The sequence below is a fragment of the Pseudomonas sp. SWI7 genome (assembly GCF_006351945.1).
In the GTDB taxonomy this organism is placed as follows: domain Bacteria; phylum Pseudomonadota; class Gammaproteobacteria; order Pseudomonadales; family Pseudomonadaceae; genus Aquipseudomonas; species Aquipseudomonas fulva.
Map to the genome: position 1 here is coordinate 3,032,821 of NZ_CP040930.1, position 17,660 is coordinate 3,050,480.

Consider the following 17,660-nt stretch of genomic DNA (forward strand, 5'->3'; position numbering starts at 1 on the left):
ATGAAATTCAAACCCTTGGCCAACGCTGCCGATTCCCGCTAGCATCCGCCACGCCATATGCGCCAATAATAGATCCACACCCGCAGCGCCCAACCGTCGAGGCCCGCATGTACATCTATCGTTTGGTCCTGCTTCTGGTCGTGGGGATCTACCTGTTCTCCCCGGCCATCATGGACTGGTGGATCGAGCCCACCGGAGCCTGGTACCGCCCGTACCTGCTCTGGCTCATCCTGATCGTCGTCACTTTCATCCTGCAGAGCCAACGAGATGCCGATGAGCTTTAGCCTGACCCAGATGATCCTGATCAGTGCCGGCTACCTGCTGGTGCTGTTCGGCGTGGCCTGGGTCAGCGAACGCGGCTTGATACCGCGCTCGATCATCCGCCACCCCCTTACCTACACCTTGTCGCTGGGGGTTTATGCCAGCGCCTGGGCGTTCTACGGATCGGTCGGGCTGGCCTACCAGTACGGCTACGGCTTTCTGGCCTGTTACCTGGGGGTATCAGGGGCGTTCCTGCTGGCACCGGTGTTGCTGTATCCGATCCTGAAGATCACCCGGACCTACCAGCTATCGTCCCTGGCCGATCTGCTGGCTTTTCGCTTTCGCAGCACCTGGGCCGGGGCTCTGACCACGGTGATCATGCTGATCGGGGTGTTGCCGCTGCTTGCCCTGCAGATCCAGGCCGTGGCCGACTCCATCAGCATCCTCACCGGGGAGCCGGTCAAGGCCCGGGTAGCGTTCGCCTTCTGTGCCCTCATCATCCTGTTCACCATCTTCTTCGGTTCAAGGCACATCGCTACCCGTGAGAAGCACGAGGGGCTGGTCTTCGCCATCGCCTTCGAGTCGGTGATCAAGCTCATCTCCCTGGGCGGCATCGGCCTTTATGCCCTGTATGGTGTCTTTGGCGGGCCCCACGGCCTGGAGGTCTGGCTGCTGCAGAACCAGACGGCGCTCGCGGCCCTGCACACGCCCTTGCAGGAAGGCCCGTGGCGCACCTTGCTGCTGGTGTTCTTCGCCTCGGCGATCGTCATGCCGCACATGTACCACATGGCGTTCACCGAAAACCTCAACCCGCGTTCGCTGGTCAGCGCCAGCTGGGGGCTGCCGCTGTTCCTGCTGCTGATGAGCCTGGCCGTGCCCCTGGTGCTGTGGGCCGGCTTGCGCCTGGGCGCCAGTACCAACCCGGAATACTTCACCTTGGGGTTGGGCATCGCGGCCAACAACCAGGCCTTGGCCCTGCTGGCCTATGTCGGCGGGCTTTCGGCAGCCAGCGGGTTGATCATCGTGACCACCCTCGCCCTCTCGGGCATGGCGCTCAATCACCTGGTCCTGCCGCTGTACCAGCCGCCTGCCGAGGGCAACATCTACCGCTGGCTGAAGTGGACACGCCGGGCCTTGATCGTGGCCATCATCACCGCCGGCTTCATGTTCTACCTCACCCAGAGCAACCACCAGAGCCTGGCCAACCTGGGCATCGTCGCGTTCGTGGCCACCTTGCAGTTCCTGCCAGGGGTCCTGTCGGTGCTGTACTGGCCCACGGCGAATAGGCGGGGGTTCATTGCCGGCTTAGTGGCGGGCACCCTGGTGTGGATGGGCACCATGCTGCTGCCGCTGCTGGGTAACCTGCAGGGTTTCTACATCCCCTTGCTGGACATGATCTACGTGCTCGACGACACCAGCTGGCACATGGCAGCCATTGCATCGCTGGCCGCCAACGTGCTGCTGTTCACCTTGATCTCCCTGTTCACCAATGCCAGCAACGAAGAGGTGGCCGCCGCCGAAGCCTGCGCCGTCGACAACGTCCGCCGTCCCCAGCGCCGCGAACTGCACGCCGCCTCGCCACAGGAGTTCGCCACCCAGCTGGCCAAGCCACTGGGCGCCAAGGCCGCGCAGAAAGAAGTGGAGCAAGCCCTGCGCGACCTGTATCTGCCCTTCGACGAGCGGCGCCCCTACGCCCTGCGTCGGTTGCGCGACCGCATCGAGGCCAACCTGTCCGGCCTGATGGGCCCAAGCGTCGCCCAGGACATGGTGGAGACCTTCCTGCCCTACAAGTCAGGCAATGAAAACTATGTGACCGAAGACATCCACTTCATCGAAAGCCGGCTGGAAGACTACCACTCGCGCCTGACCGGCCTGGCTGCGGAACTCGACGCGTTGCGCCGCTATCACCGCCAGACGCTTCAGGAGCTGCCGATGGGGGTATGTTCCCTGGCCAAGGACCAGGAAATCCTCATGTGGAACAAGGCCATGGAAGAGCTGACCGGCATTGCGGCCAAGCACGTGGTCGGTTCGCGCCTGATCACCATTGCCGAACCCTGGCGGGGCCTGCTGCAGGGCTTCATCAATGTGCCGGATGAACACTTGCACAAGCAGCGCCTGGCGCTGGACGGCCAGCCGCGCTGGCTGAACCTGCACAAGGCCGCCATCGACGAACCGCTGGCCCCAGGCAACAGTGGCCTGGTGCTGCTGGTGGAAGACCTGACCGACACCCAGGCCCTGGAAGACAAGCTGGTGCACTCCGAACGCCTGGCCAGCATCGGTCGCCTGGCGGCGGGTGTGGCCCACGAGATCGGCAATCCGATCACCGGCATCGCCTGCCTTGCGCAGAACCTTCGCGAGGAGCGCGAAGGGGATGGGGAAATCATCGAGCTGTCCAGCCAGATCCTCGAACAGACCAAGCGGGTGTCGCGCATCGTGCAGTCGCTGATGAGCTTCGCCCATGCAGGCGGCAGTCATCAGAACAGCGAAGAACCCGTGTGCCTGGCCGAAGTGGCCCAGGACGCCATTGGCCTGCTGGCCTTGAATCGGCGCAACTTCGACGTGCAGTTCTTCAACCTGTGCGACCCCGACCACTGGGCAGAGGGCGACCCGCAGCGCCTGGCTCAAGTGCTGATCAACCTGCTGTCCAATGCGCGGGACGCTTCCCCACCCGGCAGCGCGATCCGCGTGCGCACCGTGGGCTGCGAGCACACGGTCGACCTGATCGTGGAGGATGAGGGCAGCGGCATTCCGAAGAACATCATGGATCGCTTGTTCGAACCCTTCTTCACCACCAAGGACCCTGGCGAGGGAACCGGGCTGGGCCTTGCGCTGGTCTATTCCATCGTGGAAGAGCATTATGGACAAATCACCATCGACAGCCCGGCCGATATCGAACGGCAACGTGGCACACGGATCCGCGTGACCCTGCCCCGGCATGTCGTAGCGACGTCCCCTGAAAATCGAGACCGTCGAGAGAATTGAATCAATGCCGCATATTCTGATCGTCGAAGACGAAACCATCATCCGCTCGGCCCTGCGACGCCTGCTCGAACGGAACCAGTACCAGGTCAGCGAAGCCGGCTCGGTGCAGGAAGCACAGGAACGCTTCAGCATTGCGACCTTCGACCTGATCGTCAGCGACCTGCGCCTGCCGGGTGCCCCTGGCACCGAGTTGATCAAGCTCGGCGAGGGCAGGCCTGTGCTGATCATGACCAGCTACGCCAGCCTGCGCTCGGCCGTGGACTCGATGAAAATGGGCGCGGTCGACTACATCGCCAAGCCGTTCGATCATGATGAGATGCTCCAGGCGGTTGCGCGCATCCTGCGTGATCGGCCAAGCGCGCCTCCCGCAGCCCCTGAGCCACGCCCGGTTTCCGGCAAGTCTGCCCCGGCGGACAAAGCCAGCGCACCGGCGACCAACGGAGATATCGGCATCATCGGTTCCTGCGCCCCCATGCAGGACATGTTCAACAAGATCCGCAAGGTCGCCCCTACCGATTCCAATGTGCTGATCCAGGGTGAATCAGGCACCGGCAAGGAACTGGTCGCCCGCGCGCTGCACAACCTGTCTCGGCGGGCCAAGGCACCGATGATTTCGGTCAACTGCGCGGCGATTCCCGAAACGCTCATCGAGTCCGAGCTGTTCGGTCACGAAAAGGGCGCCTTTACCGGCGCCAGCGCAGGCCGGGCCGGGCTGGTGGAGGCTGCTGACGGCGGCACCTTGTTCCTTGACGAGATCGGCGAACTGCCACTCGAAGCTCAGGCGCGCCTGTTGCGCGTGCTTCAGGAAGGGGAAATTCGCCGGGTGGGTTCGGTGCAGTCGCAAAAGGTCGACGTGCGCCTGATCGCGGCCACTCACCGAGACCTGAAAAACCTGGCCAAGGCCGGTCAGTTCCGTGAAGACTTGTATTACCGCTTGCACGTGATCGCGCTCAAGCTACCTGCCCTGCGCGAGCGTGGCAGCGATGTGAACGAAATTGCCAGTGCCTTCCTGGCCCGCCAGTGCGCGCGGATCGGGCGCGACGATCTGCACTTCTCTTCCGAGGCAGAGCAGGCCATTCGTCACTACAGCTGGCCCGGCAACGTGCGAGAACTGGAAAACGCCGTGGAGCGCGCGGTGATCCTGAGCGAGAGCCCGGAAATTTCGGCGGAGCTGTTGGGCATCGACATCGAGCTCAGCGAGCTGGACGAGGACGAGCTGCTCGACAGTACGCTGACCGTGGCCGGTGCCGCCACGGCCAGTCATGAGCCGACCGAAGACCTGTCGCTGGAGGACTACTTCCAGCATTTCGTGTTGGAGCATCAGGACCACATGACGGAGACCGAGCTGGCACGCAAGCTGGGCGTCAGCCGTAAATGCCTTTGGGAGCGCAGGCAGCGCCTGGGTATTCCACGCCGTAAAACCAACGCCACCAGCGAGAACTGATTCAACCGGGCAGGCGTCATCTCCTGCCCGTCTTCGGTCACCCTGCAAAGCCCTTCCTCGTAATAGGGCTCAAACCCATTCCCCGCACCCTCCCCCTCTGCAAAAATCTGTTACCTGCCTGCTGGCACGTAACAGTTACCGAGGCAAACGGTAACGAAAAACACGTTGCGCCCCTGGGATGCAACCCTGCAGAAATGACCAAACCCCCGGATTTGCTGGGCCAGCCAAAGTTGGCACGCCTTCTGCTATATGCTTAGTACAAAAACAATAACAAGCACTGCAACCCACAATAAGAACAAGACGAAACGACTCACGCACAATAAGAACAAGACGGCGGAGGCGCAGCTAACTGATTCTTTTGGAGAGGATGCATGTTTGGGGCTTGCCCCACACCCAGGCAGAGAACAACAAAAACTGCACTAAAAAGCAGCACCTGAACTGGATGGATCGACGATCAACGTGACATCAGCGGCCAAAGCAATCCGTTTGCTCTTTACCCCTGGCTTGGGGGTCGTCCACAAGCTTCGCGCTTAGTGGCAGGGCGCTCAACAAAAACAAGAAGCCCGCAAAAAAAACAATAAGAGCACACGCAACGACTTCTTGGGGAGCTTAGGCTCCCCTTGTCGTTTCTGCCTTTGGGCAGGCATTCTGCGACCGCCTACACCATCCCGCGAGTAAATGCTAGAATCCCCGCCCATCATGCGGCCATTCTCATATTCTTGGCCGAACATTCCTTCAAACAGTGCATCCCATGCTGAAGAAGCTGTTCCAGTCGTTCCGCCCGCCCGTACCGGGCCAGCACCACCGGCGTACCACGCCCGAGGTGATCAACAAAAGCCAGCATTCGCTGCAGCGCCACCAGTTCAGCCGCCATGCGGTAAACATCGTGGAGCGCCTGCAGAGCGCCGGTTACCAGGCTTATCTGGTCGGTGGTTGTGTCCGCGACCTGATGCTGGGCATCACGCCGAAAGACTTCGACGTGGCCACCAGCGCCACCCCCGAACAGGTACGCGCCGAGTTCCGTAACGCGCGGATCATCGGCCGCCGCTTCAAGTTGGTTCACGTGCATTTCGGCCGTGAAATCATTGAAGTCGCCACCTTCCGTGCCCCTCACTCCGAGGACGATCAGGGCGATAGCCACCGCTCGTCCCATAATGCCAGCGGGCGAATCTTGCGCGATAACGTATATGGCACCTTGGAAGAAGACGCGCAGCGCCGCGACTTCACCATCAACGCGCTGTATTACGATCCGGTCAGCGAGCGCATCCTCGATTACGCCAACGGCGTGCACGATGTGCGCAATCGCCTGTTGCGCCTGATCGGCGATCCTACCCATCGCTACCAGGAAGACCCAGTACGCATGCTGCGTGCGGTGCGTTTCGCGGCCAAGCTCGACTTCGGTATCGAAAAGCACACCGTACAGCCGATCCGCGAACTGGCGCCGTTGCTACGCGAAATACCGCCGGCGCGGCTGTTCGAAGAGAGCCTGAAGCTGTTCCTTTCGGGCCAGGGCGCCATGGTGTTCGAAATGCTGGTCGACCTGCAGCTGTTCGAACCCCTGTTCCCCGCCAGTGCCCAGGCGCTGGAAGACCGCCCCACTTATACCCACACGCTGATCAGCCAGGCGCTGAGCAACACGGACCTGCGCGTCAAGCAAGGCAAGCCGGTAACGCCTGCCTTCATGTTCGCAGCCCTGTTGTGGCCTGCCCTGCCAGCACGCGTTCTGCACCTGCAGAACCAAGGGGTGCCACCGATTCCGGCCATGAACGGCGCAGCCCATGACCTGATCGCCGAGCAATGCGCGCGCATCGCCATCCCCAAGCGCTTCACGCTGCCGATCCGCGAAATCTGGGATATGCAGGAACGCCTGCCGCGCCGCAGCGGTAAACGCGCCGACATGCTGCTGGACAATCCGCGCTTCCGTGCCGGTTACGATTTCCTGCTGCTGCGCGAAAGCGCTGGCGAAGAAACCGATGACCTTGGCCAGTGGTGGACCGAGTATCAGGAAGCCAATGACAGCGAGCGCCGCGACATGATTCGCGACCTGGGCAGCCGTGATGAAGGCGGTGCGTCCCGCAAACGCAAGCGCAGCAACAGCAAGCGCAAGCGCGGTGGTGAAGAGGCCTTCGAGTGAGCATCCGCGTGTACGTCGGCTTGGGCAGCAATCTGGATGCCCCGGCCGAGCAGTTGCGCAGCGCCCTGGACGCCCTCGATCAGGTCCAGGCAACGCGACTGGTGGCTGCTTCGGCGCTGTATACCAGCGATTCGTTACTGCCGGGTCAGCCCCGCTACACCAATGCGGTCGCCGCGCTCGACAGCGCCTTGGCGCCACTTGACCTGCTCGATGCCTTGCAGGCCATCGAAAACGACCAGGGCCGGGTGCGCAAGGAACGCTGGGGGCCGCGCACCCTCGACCTGGACATCCTGCTGTACGGTGACCAGGTGCTGGACCTGCCGCGCCTGCAGGTACCGCACTACCACATGCATGCCAGGCCCTTCGTGCTTTATCCGCTGGCCGAACTGGTACCTGCAGACTTCCGGCTTGCCGATGGCCGCCAACTGTCCCAACTGCTCGCCGCCTGCCCTTGCATTGGCCTCGAACGCCTGTAACCGGCCGTTCGTTAGGGCAGTAACGCCAGTAACACCCTGATCGTAACAATGCGGTAACAGGGTGATTGACTTCCCTCATTCCGCTCACGACTATAGGCGACCCGCGTGGCACCCCCGTGTTGCGCACCCCTATCGAGGCCCGGACGGACCTGTGCCAGAACATCACGCGCGATGATGTGCCGCCGCGGAAGATGACTACTCAGGTTGCATGCAGTCGTTTCCCCTGGCGCCAGAATGAGGAACTCTCTACATGCCTGAAGTAACCCTTTCCACCCTCAATGGCCTGAAGGCCAAGGGTGAAAAAATCGCCATGCTGACCTGCTATGACGCGACGTTCGCCAAGGCAGCCAGCCAGGCTGGCGTCGACGTCCTGCTGGTGGGCGACTCCTTGGGCATGGTCTTGCAAGGCCATGACAGCACCTTGCCGGTCACCACGGCAGACATGGCCTACCACACCGCCTCGGTCAAGCGCGGCAATCACGGCGCATTGATTCTCGCCGACTTGCCTTTCATGGCCCACGCCACGCCCGAATCGGCCTTTGCCAACAGCGCGGCGCTGATGCAGGCCGGCGCCCACATGGTCAAGATCGAAGGTGCAGCCTGGCTGGCCGAGACCATTCGGCTGCTGGCCGAGCGCGGCGTGCCTGTGTGCGCCCACCTGGGCCTGACACCTCAGACAGTAAACGTGCTCGGCGGCTATAAAGTACAAGGCCGCCTTGAGGCACAAGCCCGGCAGATGCAGGCCGATGCCATCGCCCTTGAAGCCGCGGGCGCCGCGATGCTGTTGCTCGAGTGCGTGCCGAGCGATCTGGCCGCAGCGATCACCCAGGCCGTGCGCATCCCGGTCATCGGCATTGGTGCCGGCAACGCCACCGATGGTCAGGTACTGGTGCTGCACGACATGCTCGGCCTGTCTCTCAGCGGTCGGGTGCCCAAGTTCGTGAAGAACTTCATGGACGGCCAACCTGACATCGCCAGCGCCCTCGCCGCTTATGTCCAGGCCGTCAAGCAGGTCACCTTCCCCGCCAGTGAACACGGGTTCAGCGCATGAATACAGTCAAGACCGTGCGGGAGCTGCGCGCCGCGGTAGCCCGCGCCCGCAACGAAGGCAAGCGCATCGGCTTCGTGCCGACAATGGGCAACCTGCACAGCGGCCATGCGGCCCTGGTGGTCAAGGCCGCGCAATGCACCGACTTCGTCGTTGCCAGCATCTTCGTCAACCCGCTGCAGTTCGGGGCCAATGAAGACCTGGACAAATACCCTCGCACGTTGGCAGCCGACCAGCAGCTGTTGGTCGAATCGGGCTGCAACCTGCTGTTTGCCCCTGGCGTGGATGAAATGTATCCGGACGGCATGAGCGTGCAGACGCGGGTCAGCGTGCCCACCCTGTCGCAAGGGCTGTGCGGCGCCAGTCGGCCAGGGCACTTCGAAGGCGTGGCCACCGTGGTCAGCAAATTGTTCAACATGGTGCAGCCTGACCTCGCGGTCTTTGGCGAAAAGGACTATCAGCAGTTGGCAGTCATCCGCGCCATGGTGCGCGACCTGAACATGCCGATCCAGGTGATGGGCCTGCCTACGGTGCGCGCCGCAGACGGTTTGGCACTGTCATCGCGCAACGGCTACCTCACCCCAGAGCAGCGGGCAACAGCGCCAGTGCTGTATCGGGTACTCCAGACACTGGCAGCTGCCATCGCCCATGGCCAAAAGGACTTCGCCACGCTGGTGGCCGACGGCCAGGCCCAGTTGAGCACAGCCGGTCTGCGCACCGATTACCTGGAAGTACGGCATGCCCTGACCCTGCGCCCGGCCGTGGTCGATGACCGAGACCTGGTGGTCATCGCGGCGGCTTACCTGGGCAACACCCGCCTGATCGACAACCTGTACGTGCAAGTGCAGGACACGACTGCCTGAACGGCCTGGGGTGCCCAGGCACCTCATCTACTTGAACGCCCCCCATTCCCAGCGCCGGACCTTTGCCTATAATGATGCCAGCCTGAACCCGGCAATGACTGCCGTGTCCAACGCATCACCACGGACCAAGGGACCCCCGCGCAATGGCGTATTACCGTACCCCCCACGATGTCACGGCTCTACCCGCCTGGCAGGCGCTCAAGCAGCACCGCGATGCCATGCAAGGCTTCAGCATGCGTGAAGCCTTCGCCGCCGATCCTCAGCGCTTCGAACAATTCTCCCTGAGCTCCTGTGGCCTGTTCCTGGATTATTCCAAGAACCTGATCACCGAACAGACACGTGACCTGCTGGTAAACCTGGCCGACGAAGTGGGCCTCAAGGACGCCATCACCTCGATGTTCAGCGGCGAGATCATCAACGCCTCCGAAGGCCGGCCGGTGCTGCACACCGCCCTGCGCCGCCCGGTGGGTGACAAGCTCAGCGTCAACGGCGTGAACGTCATGCCGGAAGTGCACAAGGTGCTCAACCAGATCACCGAGCTGGTAGGCCGCATCCATGATGGCCTGTGGCGTGGCTACAGCGAAAAGCCCATCACCGACGTAGTCAACATTGGTATCGGTGGCTCGTTCCTGGGCCCGGAACTGGTATCCGAAGCGCTGATGCCTTACGCCCAGCGCGGTGTACGCTGCCATTACCTGGCGAACATCGACGGTAGCGAGTTCCACGAACTGTCGGCCAGCCTGCGCGCCGAAACCACCCTGTTCATCGTCTCGTCCAAGTCGTTCAACACCCTCGAGACCCTGAAGAACGCAATGGCCGCGCGTACCTGGTACCTGGCCCAGGGCGGCTCGGAAGCCGAGCTGTACCGCCACTTCATCGCCGTTTCCAGCAACAAGGCCGCCGCCGTGGCGTTTGGCATCCGCGAAGAGAACATCTTCCCGATGTGGGACTGGGTCGGTGGGCGCTATTCGCTGTGGTCCGCCATCGGCCTGCCGATTGCGCTTGCCATCGGCACCGCCAACTTCAAGGAACTGCTCTCCGGTGCCTACACCATGGACCAGCATTTCCAGAGCGCGCCGTTCGAGAAGAACATGCCCGTGCTGCTGGCGCTGCTGGGCGTGTGGTACGGCAATTTCTGGGGTGCCAGCAGCCACGCGATCCTGCCGTACGACCACTACCTGCGCAACATCACCAAGCACCTGCAACAGTTGGACATGGAGTCCAACGGCAAGAGCGTGCTGCAGGACGGCACCCCGGTGAAAACCGAGACCGGCCCGGTGATCTGGGGCGGCGTGGGCTGCAACGGCCAGCATGCCTATCACCAATTGCTGCACCAGGGCACACAGCTGATCCCGGCCGACTTCATCGTGCCGGTTGTCAGCTTCAACCCGGTGGCCGACCACCACCAGTGGCTGTACGCCAACTGCCTGTCCCAGAGCCAGGCGCTGATGCTGGGCAAGACGCGCGAGGAAGCCGAGACCGAACTGCGTGCCAAGGGCATGAGCGAAGCCGATGTGCAAAAGCTCGCCCCGCACAAGGTCATTCCGGGCAATCGTCCGAGCAACACCTTGGTGGTCGAGCGTATCAGCCCACGCCGGCTGGGCGCCCTGGTGGCCATGTATGAGCACAAGGTGTTCGTGCAGAGCGTGGTCTGGGGTATCAATGCCTTCGACCAATGGGGCGTGGAATTGGGCAAGGAGCTGGGCAAGGGTGTGTACCAGCGTCTTGTGGGCAGCCAGGAAGAGGTTGCCGAGGACGGTTCTACCCAGGGCCTGATCAATTACTTCCGCGGCCGCCATCGCGGCTGATCCCACCCTCTGCCTGGCAGTGCATCCTGCTCGTCAGGCAGGGCGTGAAAAAAGTGCGCCGTAGCTTCTGCAGTTCGCTTCCGGGCGATTGGCGGGGCTGCCGCGCAGCGCCTATCGCACGTGAGTGAAGCCTGCGCAGCAAGCCAGTCTGCAGCTCCACTGTCCCTGTAGCCCGTGACCGCCCAATCGCCGGACCGGTTGAACACCCCTCCCCCCAAAACTGTCCTACTCAATAGCCGTTGCCGTGCCTCGCCCCTTACAAGAGCAGGACCACCGCCATGTTCGATCTCCGACATTACCCGCACGCCCTCGCCGTCAGTCAGGCGGCAGCCCTTTCCCAGGACGACTATGACCGCCTGTACCGCCAGTCGGTCGAAGACCCGGATACCTTCTGGACCGCTCAAGCGCAACGCCTGACCTGGATGAAGCAATGGTCCCAGGTTCAACGGTCGGACCTGCGCACCGGCCAGGCCCGTTGGTTCGACGGAAGCCAACTGAACGTCAGCTACAACTGCATCGATCGCCACCTGGCCACGCGGGCCGAGCAGACCGCCCTGCTGTGGGAAGGCGACGACCCTAGCGACACCAAGGCCATCAGCTACCGTGAACTGCACCGCCAGGTGTGTCGCCTGGCCAATGTATTGAAGTCGCGAGGCGTGGCCAAAGGTGACCGGGTGTGCATCTACATGCCGATGATCCCCGAAGCCGCGTTCGCCATGCTCGCGTGCGCGCGCATAGGCGCTGTTCACTCCGTGGTGTTCGGTGGTTTTTCCCCCGACGCGCTGCGTGACCGTATCCTCGATGCCGACTGCCGCACCGTCATCACCGCTGACGAAGGCGTACGCGGCGGCAAGCGCATCGCCCTCAAACAGAATGTCGACAAGGCGCTGGCCAGTTGCCCAGCCGTCAGCACCGTCGTGGTCGTGCGGCGCACTGGGGGTGATGTCGCGTGGGACGACGGTCGTGACCTCTGGTACCACCACGCCATCGAGCAGGTCGACGAGACTTGCCCGCCCGAACCGATGGAGGCAGAGGCGCCGCTGTTCATCCTCTACACATCCGGCAGCACCGGCAAACCCAAAGGCGTGCTGCACACCACGGCCGGGTACTTGCTGCAAGCGGCCATGACATTCGACGTGGTGTTCGACTACCGGCAGGGGGAAGTCTTCTGGTGCACCGCCGACGTCGGCTGGGTCACCGGCCACAGTTACATCGTGTATGGCCCTCTGGCCAATGGCGCCATCTCGCTGATATTCGAGGGCGTGCCCAACTACCCCGACAGCTCGCGGTTCTGGCAAGTGGTGGACAAGCATCAGGTCAACATCTTCTACACCGCACCCACCGCCCTGCGCGCCCTGATGCGCGAAGGGCTTGCGCCCCTGCAAAGTACCTCCCGTGCGAGCCTGCGCTTGCTGGGCAGCGTGGGTGAACCGATCAACCCGGAAGCCTGGCATTGGTATTTCGATGAGGTCGGACAGCGCCGCTGCCCCATCGTCGACACTTGGTGGCAGACCGAAACCGGCGGCATCATGCTCACGCCACTGCCCGGCACCCAGACCCTCAAGCCTGGCTGCGCCACCCAACCCATGTTCGGCGTGCAGCCGGTGCTGCTTGACGACAAGGGCCAGGTCATCGAGGGTCCAGGGGCTGGGCTGCTGGCGATCAAGGCCAGCTGGCCGGGGCAGATTCGCAGCGTCCATGGCGATCACCAACGCATGGTCGACACCTACTTCAAGCCCATGCCCGGCTACTACTTCACCGGGGATGGCGCCAGGCGCGATGCCGACGGGCATTACTGGATCACTGGGCGCGTGGACGATGTGATCAACGTGTCCGGACATCGCATCGGCACGGCGGAGGTCGAAAGCGCCCTGGTGCTTCACGACAGCGTGGCCGAAGCAGCCGTGGTGGGTTACCCCCACGATCTCAAGGGCCAGGGTGTATACGCCTTTGTGACCACCATGAACGGTGTCAGCCCCGATGAAGACCTCAAGGCCCAGTTACTGGCGCTCGTCGGCAAGGAGATCGGCAGCTTCGCCAAGCCCGAGCTGCTGCAATGGGCTCCGGCTCTGCCCAAGACACGGTCGGGTAAGATCATGCGGCGTATACTGCGCAAGATCGCCTGTAACGAGCTCGACAGCCTGGGCGACACCTCTACCCTGGCCGACCCGAGCGTCGTCCAAGGGTTGATCGACACTCGCCTGAACCGATAACCGGCGGCCGCTACCCAGGCTGCCCAGCCCTGCAGGTCACCATGGAAGCGCTTCGCCGCCGTATCGAACAACAAGCCATGAGCCTCACCGGCCTGGCGTTGGGGCAGCTCGACCTGGAGTCGCCCAAGGGCGACCCTGGCCTGTTCGGGCCCGGCAGTGTCAGTTGGCGGGTGCATGGCGACTTCCCCAGCATGCTGGTCGGCGGCATCAGCGCACTGATGCTGCAGTTGCTGCACCCGCTGGCGCTCGCTGGGGTCTGGGACCATTCCAACTTTCGCCATGACTTGATCGGGCGCCTGCGGCGCACCAGCCAGTTCATTTCAGGGACCACGTTCGGTGCGACCGAAGATGCGCACTGGCTGATCGAAAAAGTGCGCCGGATACACCTGCAAGTCGAAGGCACTGCGCCGGATGGCCGCCCCTATGCGGCCAGCGACCCTCACCTGCTGACCTGGGTGCATGTGGCCGAGGTCAGCAGCTTTCTGGCCGCTCACTTGCGTTACCGCAACCCCCGCTTGTCCCTGGCCGACCAAGACGCTTACTACCAGGAAATCGCCCTGATCGCCGAACGCCTGGGCGCCCTGGACGTGCCACGCTCGCGCCGTGAGGTCGAACACTACCTGCATGCGATGCGCCCACAACTGAGCTGCGATGCCCGCAGTCAGGAAGTCATGAGTATTCTGCTCGACGCCCCTGCGCCCAGCCGGCTGGCAAAACCGGTGGGCAAGCTGATGCTGCACGCCGGTATCGAGCTGCTGCCCCAGTGGGCACAACAGCAGCTTGGCCTCGAACCGGGCCATTGGCAAAAACGGTTGATCCGCCTGGGCGTGCAAGGCACCGCACCGGTATTGCGCTGGGCCATGCGCGACGGGTCTGCGCACCGGGCCAGGCGCCGCATGGGCATCGAATAAGCACTGAGCGCACCTCAGCGGAACTGATTTAACGTGCCATACTCCAAGGCATCCCGGCCCGGACAGACGAAGCGATTCATGTACAAAGGACTGACTCGCGCCATCGGCGCACTGCTGGCGTTGCTCGCCCTGTACAGCCTGCTTGGCTTTTTCATTCTTCCGGGCGTCGCGCTGCGTATCGCCAACCAGCAGCTCGCCCACTACGCCACGGTGCCGGCCCACCTCCAGCGGGCCGAGTTCAACCCCTTCAGCCTTGAGTTGACCTTGTGGGGCTTGCAGATCGGCGAGCCCGGTAAAGAGCAGGTTGGCTTCGAAAAACTGTACGCCAACCTGTCGCTGGACAGCCTATGGACCGGCGCGCTGCACCTTGACGCCCTCGAGTTGGTCAAACCACGCACCGAAGTGCTATTTGCCAAAGATGGCACGCTCAACCTCGCTCGCCTTTTCCAACTGCCTGCCAGCAAAAGCGAGCCCGATACACCCCCAGGCGATCCTTTCCCGCTGCGTATCGGCAGCATCAAGCTTGAGCAGGGTTTCGTGCGTTTCGAAGACCTGCGTCCCAGCGAGCCGATCGAGTTTCTCTACGACAACCTTGGCCTGGAATTGAAGAACCTCAGCACCCTCGCCAATGACAATGCCGACATGACCATGGTGGCCAACAGTCCCAACGGTGGGCGCATCGACTGGCAGGGCACGTTGAGCCTAGCGCCTATCGCGTCCGAAGGCACGATTAAGGTCACCGACAGCAAGATGAAGCTGTTCTGGCCCTATGTGCGCGATGCGGTGCCCTTGGTGTTGGAAGACGGCAAGCTCAGCCTGAGCACGCATTATCGGCTCAACCTGGCAGATAAGACCGAACTGCGTCTGGAAAAAGCCTCGGTGCGGGTGGCGCCCTTTGCCATCAAGGCTCCGAATGGTCGTCCGTTGGCAAGGCTCGCCAATCTGGAGTTGAGTGATGCCTCCGTCGACCTGGTCAAGCAGCAGGTCACGATCGGCAAGGTACGCAGTGAAAAACTGGAAACCTGGGCAGCGCTGGAGAAGGACGGTCAGCTCGATTGGCAGGTGCTGTTTGCCGGCGAGCCTGGCAAGCCAACACCAGCTGAAAAGGCCGAGCCGCCCACTGCAGGGGCTTCAGCTGCACCGCAGACGCCAGCGGCCCCAAGCAAGCCCTGGCAGGTGTTGCTTAATGATGTCCAGCTCAGGAACTACCGTGTTCACCTGGCAGACCGCACGCAAAAAGAACCGGTCACCCTGGACGTAGGCCCCTTGAACGCTGACTTGAAGGGCTTCGACAGCCTCAACCAGAAGCCCTTCACGGTCAAGTTCGACACCGGCATCGGCAAGCAAGGCACCCTGCAGGGCCAGGGCCAGGTCAACCTGGCGCCGGTGTGGGCCAAGCTGGATGTCGGCACCCGGGACATCGACCTGCGGTTAGCCCAAGCCTACATCAGCCCCTTCATTCTGTTGGAGCTGCGCAGCGGTATGCTCGACAGCGACCTGAAGGTGGACCTGAAAAGTACCTCGCCGTTGGCCTTGACGGTAAGCGGCAAAGCGCAGGTGAATCAGTTGCACACCCTCGACACCATCAAGAGCCGGGACTTCGTCAAATGGCAGCAGGTCAACCTCGATGGCCTGACATATGTGCATGGCGATGCCCTGTCGATCGCCAAGGTGACACTGCAACAGCCTTATGCACGCTTCATCATCAACGAAGACCGTACTACCAACATCAATGACCTGTTGATCCCACAGTCAAACGATGCGCCTGCCAAGGCCCAGCCCCAGCCTGCAAGCGCCACCGAGGAAAAGCCGCTCGGTATCCACATTGGCCAGATCGTGATCAAGGACGGTTCGGCCAACTTCGCCGACCTGTCGCTCACGCCCAATTTCGCCACGGCCGTGCAACAGCTCAACGGCCAGGTGGGGACCATCGATAACCGCAAGCCCCTCCCTGCCCCGGTGGATGTGCAAGGCAAGGTTGACCGGTACGCACCCGTCACCATCAAAGGTGGCCTCAACCCATTCGACCCACTCGCGAGCCTGGACATCGCCGCCGTGTTCAAACGCGTCGAACTGACCACCCTGACGCCCTACTCGGGCAAGTTTGCCGGCTACCGCATCCGCAAAGGCCGGCTGAACCTGGACCTGCACTACCTGATCACCAAGGGCCAACTCAAAGCCGAGAACAAGGTGGTCGTTGAGCAGTTGCAACTTGGGGAGAAAGTGGACAGCCCGGACGCGGTCGATCTGCCGATTCGCCTCGCAGTGGCGCTGCTCAAAGACACTCACGGCAAGATTTCCATCGAGTTGCCCGTTGCGGGCGATCTGAACAACCCGCAGTTCAGCGTGATGCCGATCGTGTGGCAAACCTTGCGCAACCTGGTGCTGCGCGCCGCGCAGGCACCGTTCAAGCTCATAGGTGGCCTTGTTGCCGGAGGCGGCGCCGAAGACTTGGGCACTGTGGCCTTTGCACCCGGGTCCAGCGAGCTGGCAGGCGATGCCCAAGCATCCTTGGATAAACTTGCCGAAGGGTTGAGAAAGCGGCCGGAACTGCGCCTGGAAATCGAAGGCACCAGCGCTCAGGCAAGCGACGGCCCCATTCTTGCCCAACAGCGTCTGGAGCGGGAATATCAGGCCACCTGGTACAAGATTCTGCAGCGGCGCGGTGACAAGGTACCGGCCAGTGCGTCCCTGATGGTGGTCGACGAGGCCGACAAGCCAGCGATGCTCGAAGGCATTTACCGCAGCCGCCTCAAGCAGCAACCGCCTGCCGAATGGGAGCAGCTTGACCGCGACGCGCGCACTGCCAACCTTCGCAACGCCGTGCTCAAGTTCTGGGCCGAAAGCACGGCTCTGTTACGCACTCTGGGGCAGGAGCGGGCCAGCAGTATCAAGGATTACCTGGTGGACAAAGCCAAGCTTGAAGACGATAGGGTGTACTTCATCGACACCCACCTGGGGCAGCCCGAAAAAGATGGCCGCGTTGTCACGCCAATGCACCTGGATGCCGACTGATCGTGACTCCTAAGGCTTGATGCCAAGCCTATGCGGCTCAATGAAAGCTTCCACGAAAAAGCCCCGGCACAGGCCGGGGCTTTTGTTGTAGCTGGCCAAATCCATTTGGCCGACAGGACGATCCTTATTCAGCTTTCAGGCCGTCAGCCATTACGCTCTTGACGCCTTTGATGTTCTTGGCAACGCGCACGGCCACTTCTTTTTGCGACTCGGTCACTTTGACGTCCGAGGACAGAGAGACTACGCCGTGGCTGGTTTCTACTTTGATGTCGCTGCCTGGTACGCCTTTCTCGGTCAGCAGATCCGCTTTGACCTTGGTGGTGATCCAGGTGTCAGAGCCTTCTTGCTTAGCGTCATCCATAGTGTTGGCAGCCAGCATTACCGGAGCCTGGGTGGCCTGGGCTGCGAAAGCGGCGTTGGCCATGGTCAGGGTCAGAGCGGTAGCAGTAGCGGCAGCAATGGCGAACTTCTTCATGTGAGTCACTCCTGTTTTTCGAAAGGTCTG

At 62.3% G+C, this 17,660-nt stretch carries 12 protein-coding genes; 11 read left to right on the plus strand and 1 reads right to left on the minus strand.

Annotated elements, in window-relative coordinates; all coding sequences use genetic code 11:
* Positions 1-107 precede the first annotated feature (107 nt).
* The 11 genes from FH041_RS13950 to FH041_RS14000 all read left to right on the plus strand — a co-directional run bounded on the left by FH041_RS13950 (position 108) and on the right by FH041_RS14000 (position 17,155).
* Positions 108-284: a hypothetical protein gene (locus FH041_RS13950; RefSeq protein WP_003250005.1), complete on the plus strand. Its 177-nt coding sequence runs from the start codon at positions 108-110 to the stop codon at positions 282-284.
* A complete protein-coding gene (locus FH041_RS13955) occupies positions 268-3,243 on the plus strand; it encodes a sensor histidine kinase (protein WP_027915397.1) in 2,976 nt (991 codons plus the stop codon). The genes FH041_RS13950 and FH041_RS13955 overlap by 17 nt, the downstream gene beginning before the upstream one ends.
* Before the next feature lie 4 nt (positions 3,244-3,247).
* Positions 3,248-4,687, plus strand: a complete 1,440-nt coding sequence (locus FH041_RS13960) for a sigma-54 dependent transcriptional regulator (RefSeq protein ID WP_027915398.1) — start codon at positions 3,248-3,250, stop codon at positions 4,685-4,687.
* Between the two features lie 751 nt (positions 4,688-5,438).
* Positions 5,439-6,821: a polynucleotide adenylyltransferase PcnB gene (locus tag FH041_RS13965; RefSeq protein ID WP_027915399.1), complete on the plus strand. Its 1,383-nt coding sequence runs from the start codon at positions 5,439-5,441 to the stop codon at positions 6,819-6,821.
* Positions 6,818-7,297: a 2-amino-4-hydroxy-6-hydroxymethyldihydropteridine diphosphokinase gene (folK, locus tag FH041_RS13970; RefSeq protein WP_027915400.1), complete on the plus strand. Its 480-nt coding sequence runs from the start codon at positions 6,818-6,820 to the stop codon at positions 7,295-7,297. The genes FH041_RS13965 and folK overlap by 4 nt, the downstream gene beginning before the upstream one ends.
* 250 nt (positions 7,298-7,547) lie before the next feature.
* Entirely contained in the window at positions 7,548-8,348 is an 801-nt protein-coding gene (gene panB, locus FH041_RS13975; RefSeq protein ID WP_027915401.1) for a 3-methyl-2-oxobutanoate hydroxymethyltransferase, read from the plus strand.
* Positions 8,345-9,208 carry a pantoate--beta-alanine ligase gene (panC, locus tag FH041_RS13980; protein ID WP_027915402.1) on the plus strand — a complete coding sequence of 288 codons (864 nt, stop codon included), beginning with the start codon at positions 8,345-8,347 and terminating at the stop codon, positions 9,206-9,208. The genes panB and panC overlap by 4 nt, the downstream gene beginning before the upstream one ends.
* 143 nt (positions 9,209-9,351) lie before the next feature.
* A complete protein-coding gene (gene pgi, locus FH041_RS13985; protein WP_027915403.1) occupies positions 9,352-11,016 on the plus strand; it encodes a glucose-6-phosphate isomerase in 1,665 nt (554 codons plus the stop codon).
* Between the two features lie 278 nt (positions 11,017-11,294).
* Positions 11,295-13,229, plus strand: a complete 1,935-nt coding sequence (gene acs, locus FH041_RS13990; RefSeq protein WP_132578562.1) for an acetate--CoA ligase — start codon at positions 11,295-11,297, stop codon at positions 13,227-13,229.
* 41 nt (positions 13,230-13,270) lie between these two features.
* Positions 13,271-14,140 (plus strand): oxygenase MpaB family protein, encoded by an 870-nt coding sequence (locus FH041_RS13995; RefSeq protein WP_140174711.1) that lies wholly within the window; start codon positions 13,271-13,273, stop codon positions 14,138-14,140.
* A gap of 78 nt (positions 14,141-14,218) precedes the next feature.
* Positions 14,219-17,155 (plus strand): DUF748 domain-containing protein, encoded by a 2,937-nt coding sequence (locus FH041_RS14000; RefSeq protein WP_140174713.1) that lies wholly within the window; start codon positions 14,219-14,221, stop codon positions 17,153-17,155.
* A 124-nt stretch (positions 17,156-17,279) separates the two neighbouring features.
* Here the strand turns inward: FH041_RS14000 and FH041_RS14005 are convergent, their stop codons facing one another.
* Positions 17,280-17,630 (minus strand): BON domain-containing protein, encoded by a 351-nt coding sequence (locus FH041_RS14005; protein ID WP_027915406.1) that lies wholly within the window; start codon positions 17,628-17,630, stop codon positions 17,280-17,282.
* Between the last annotated feature and the right edge of the window lie 30 nt (positions 17,631-17,660).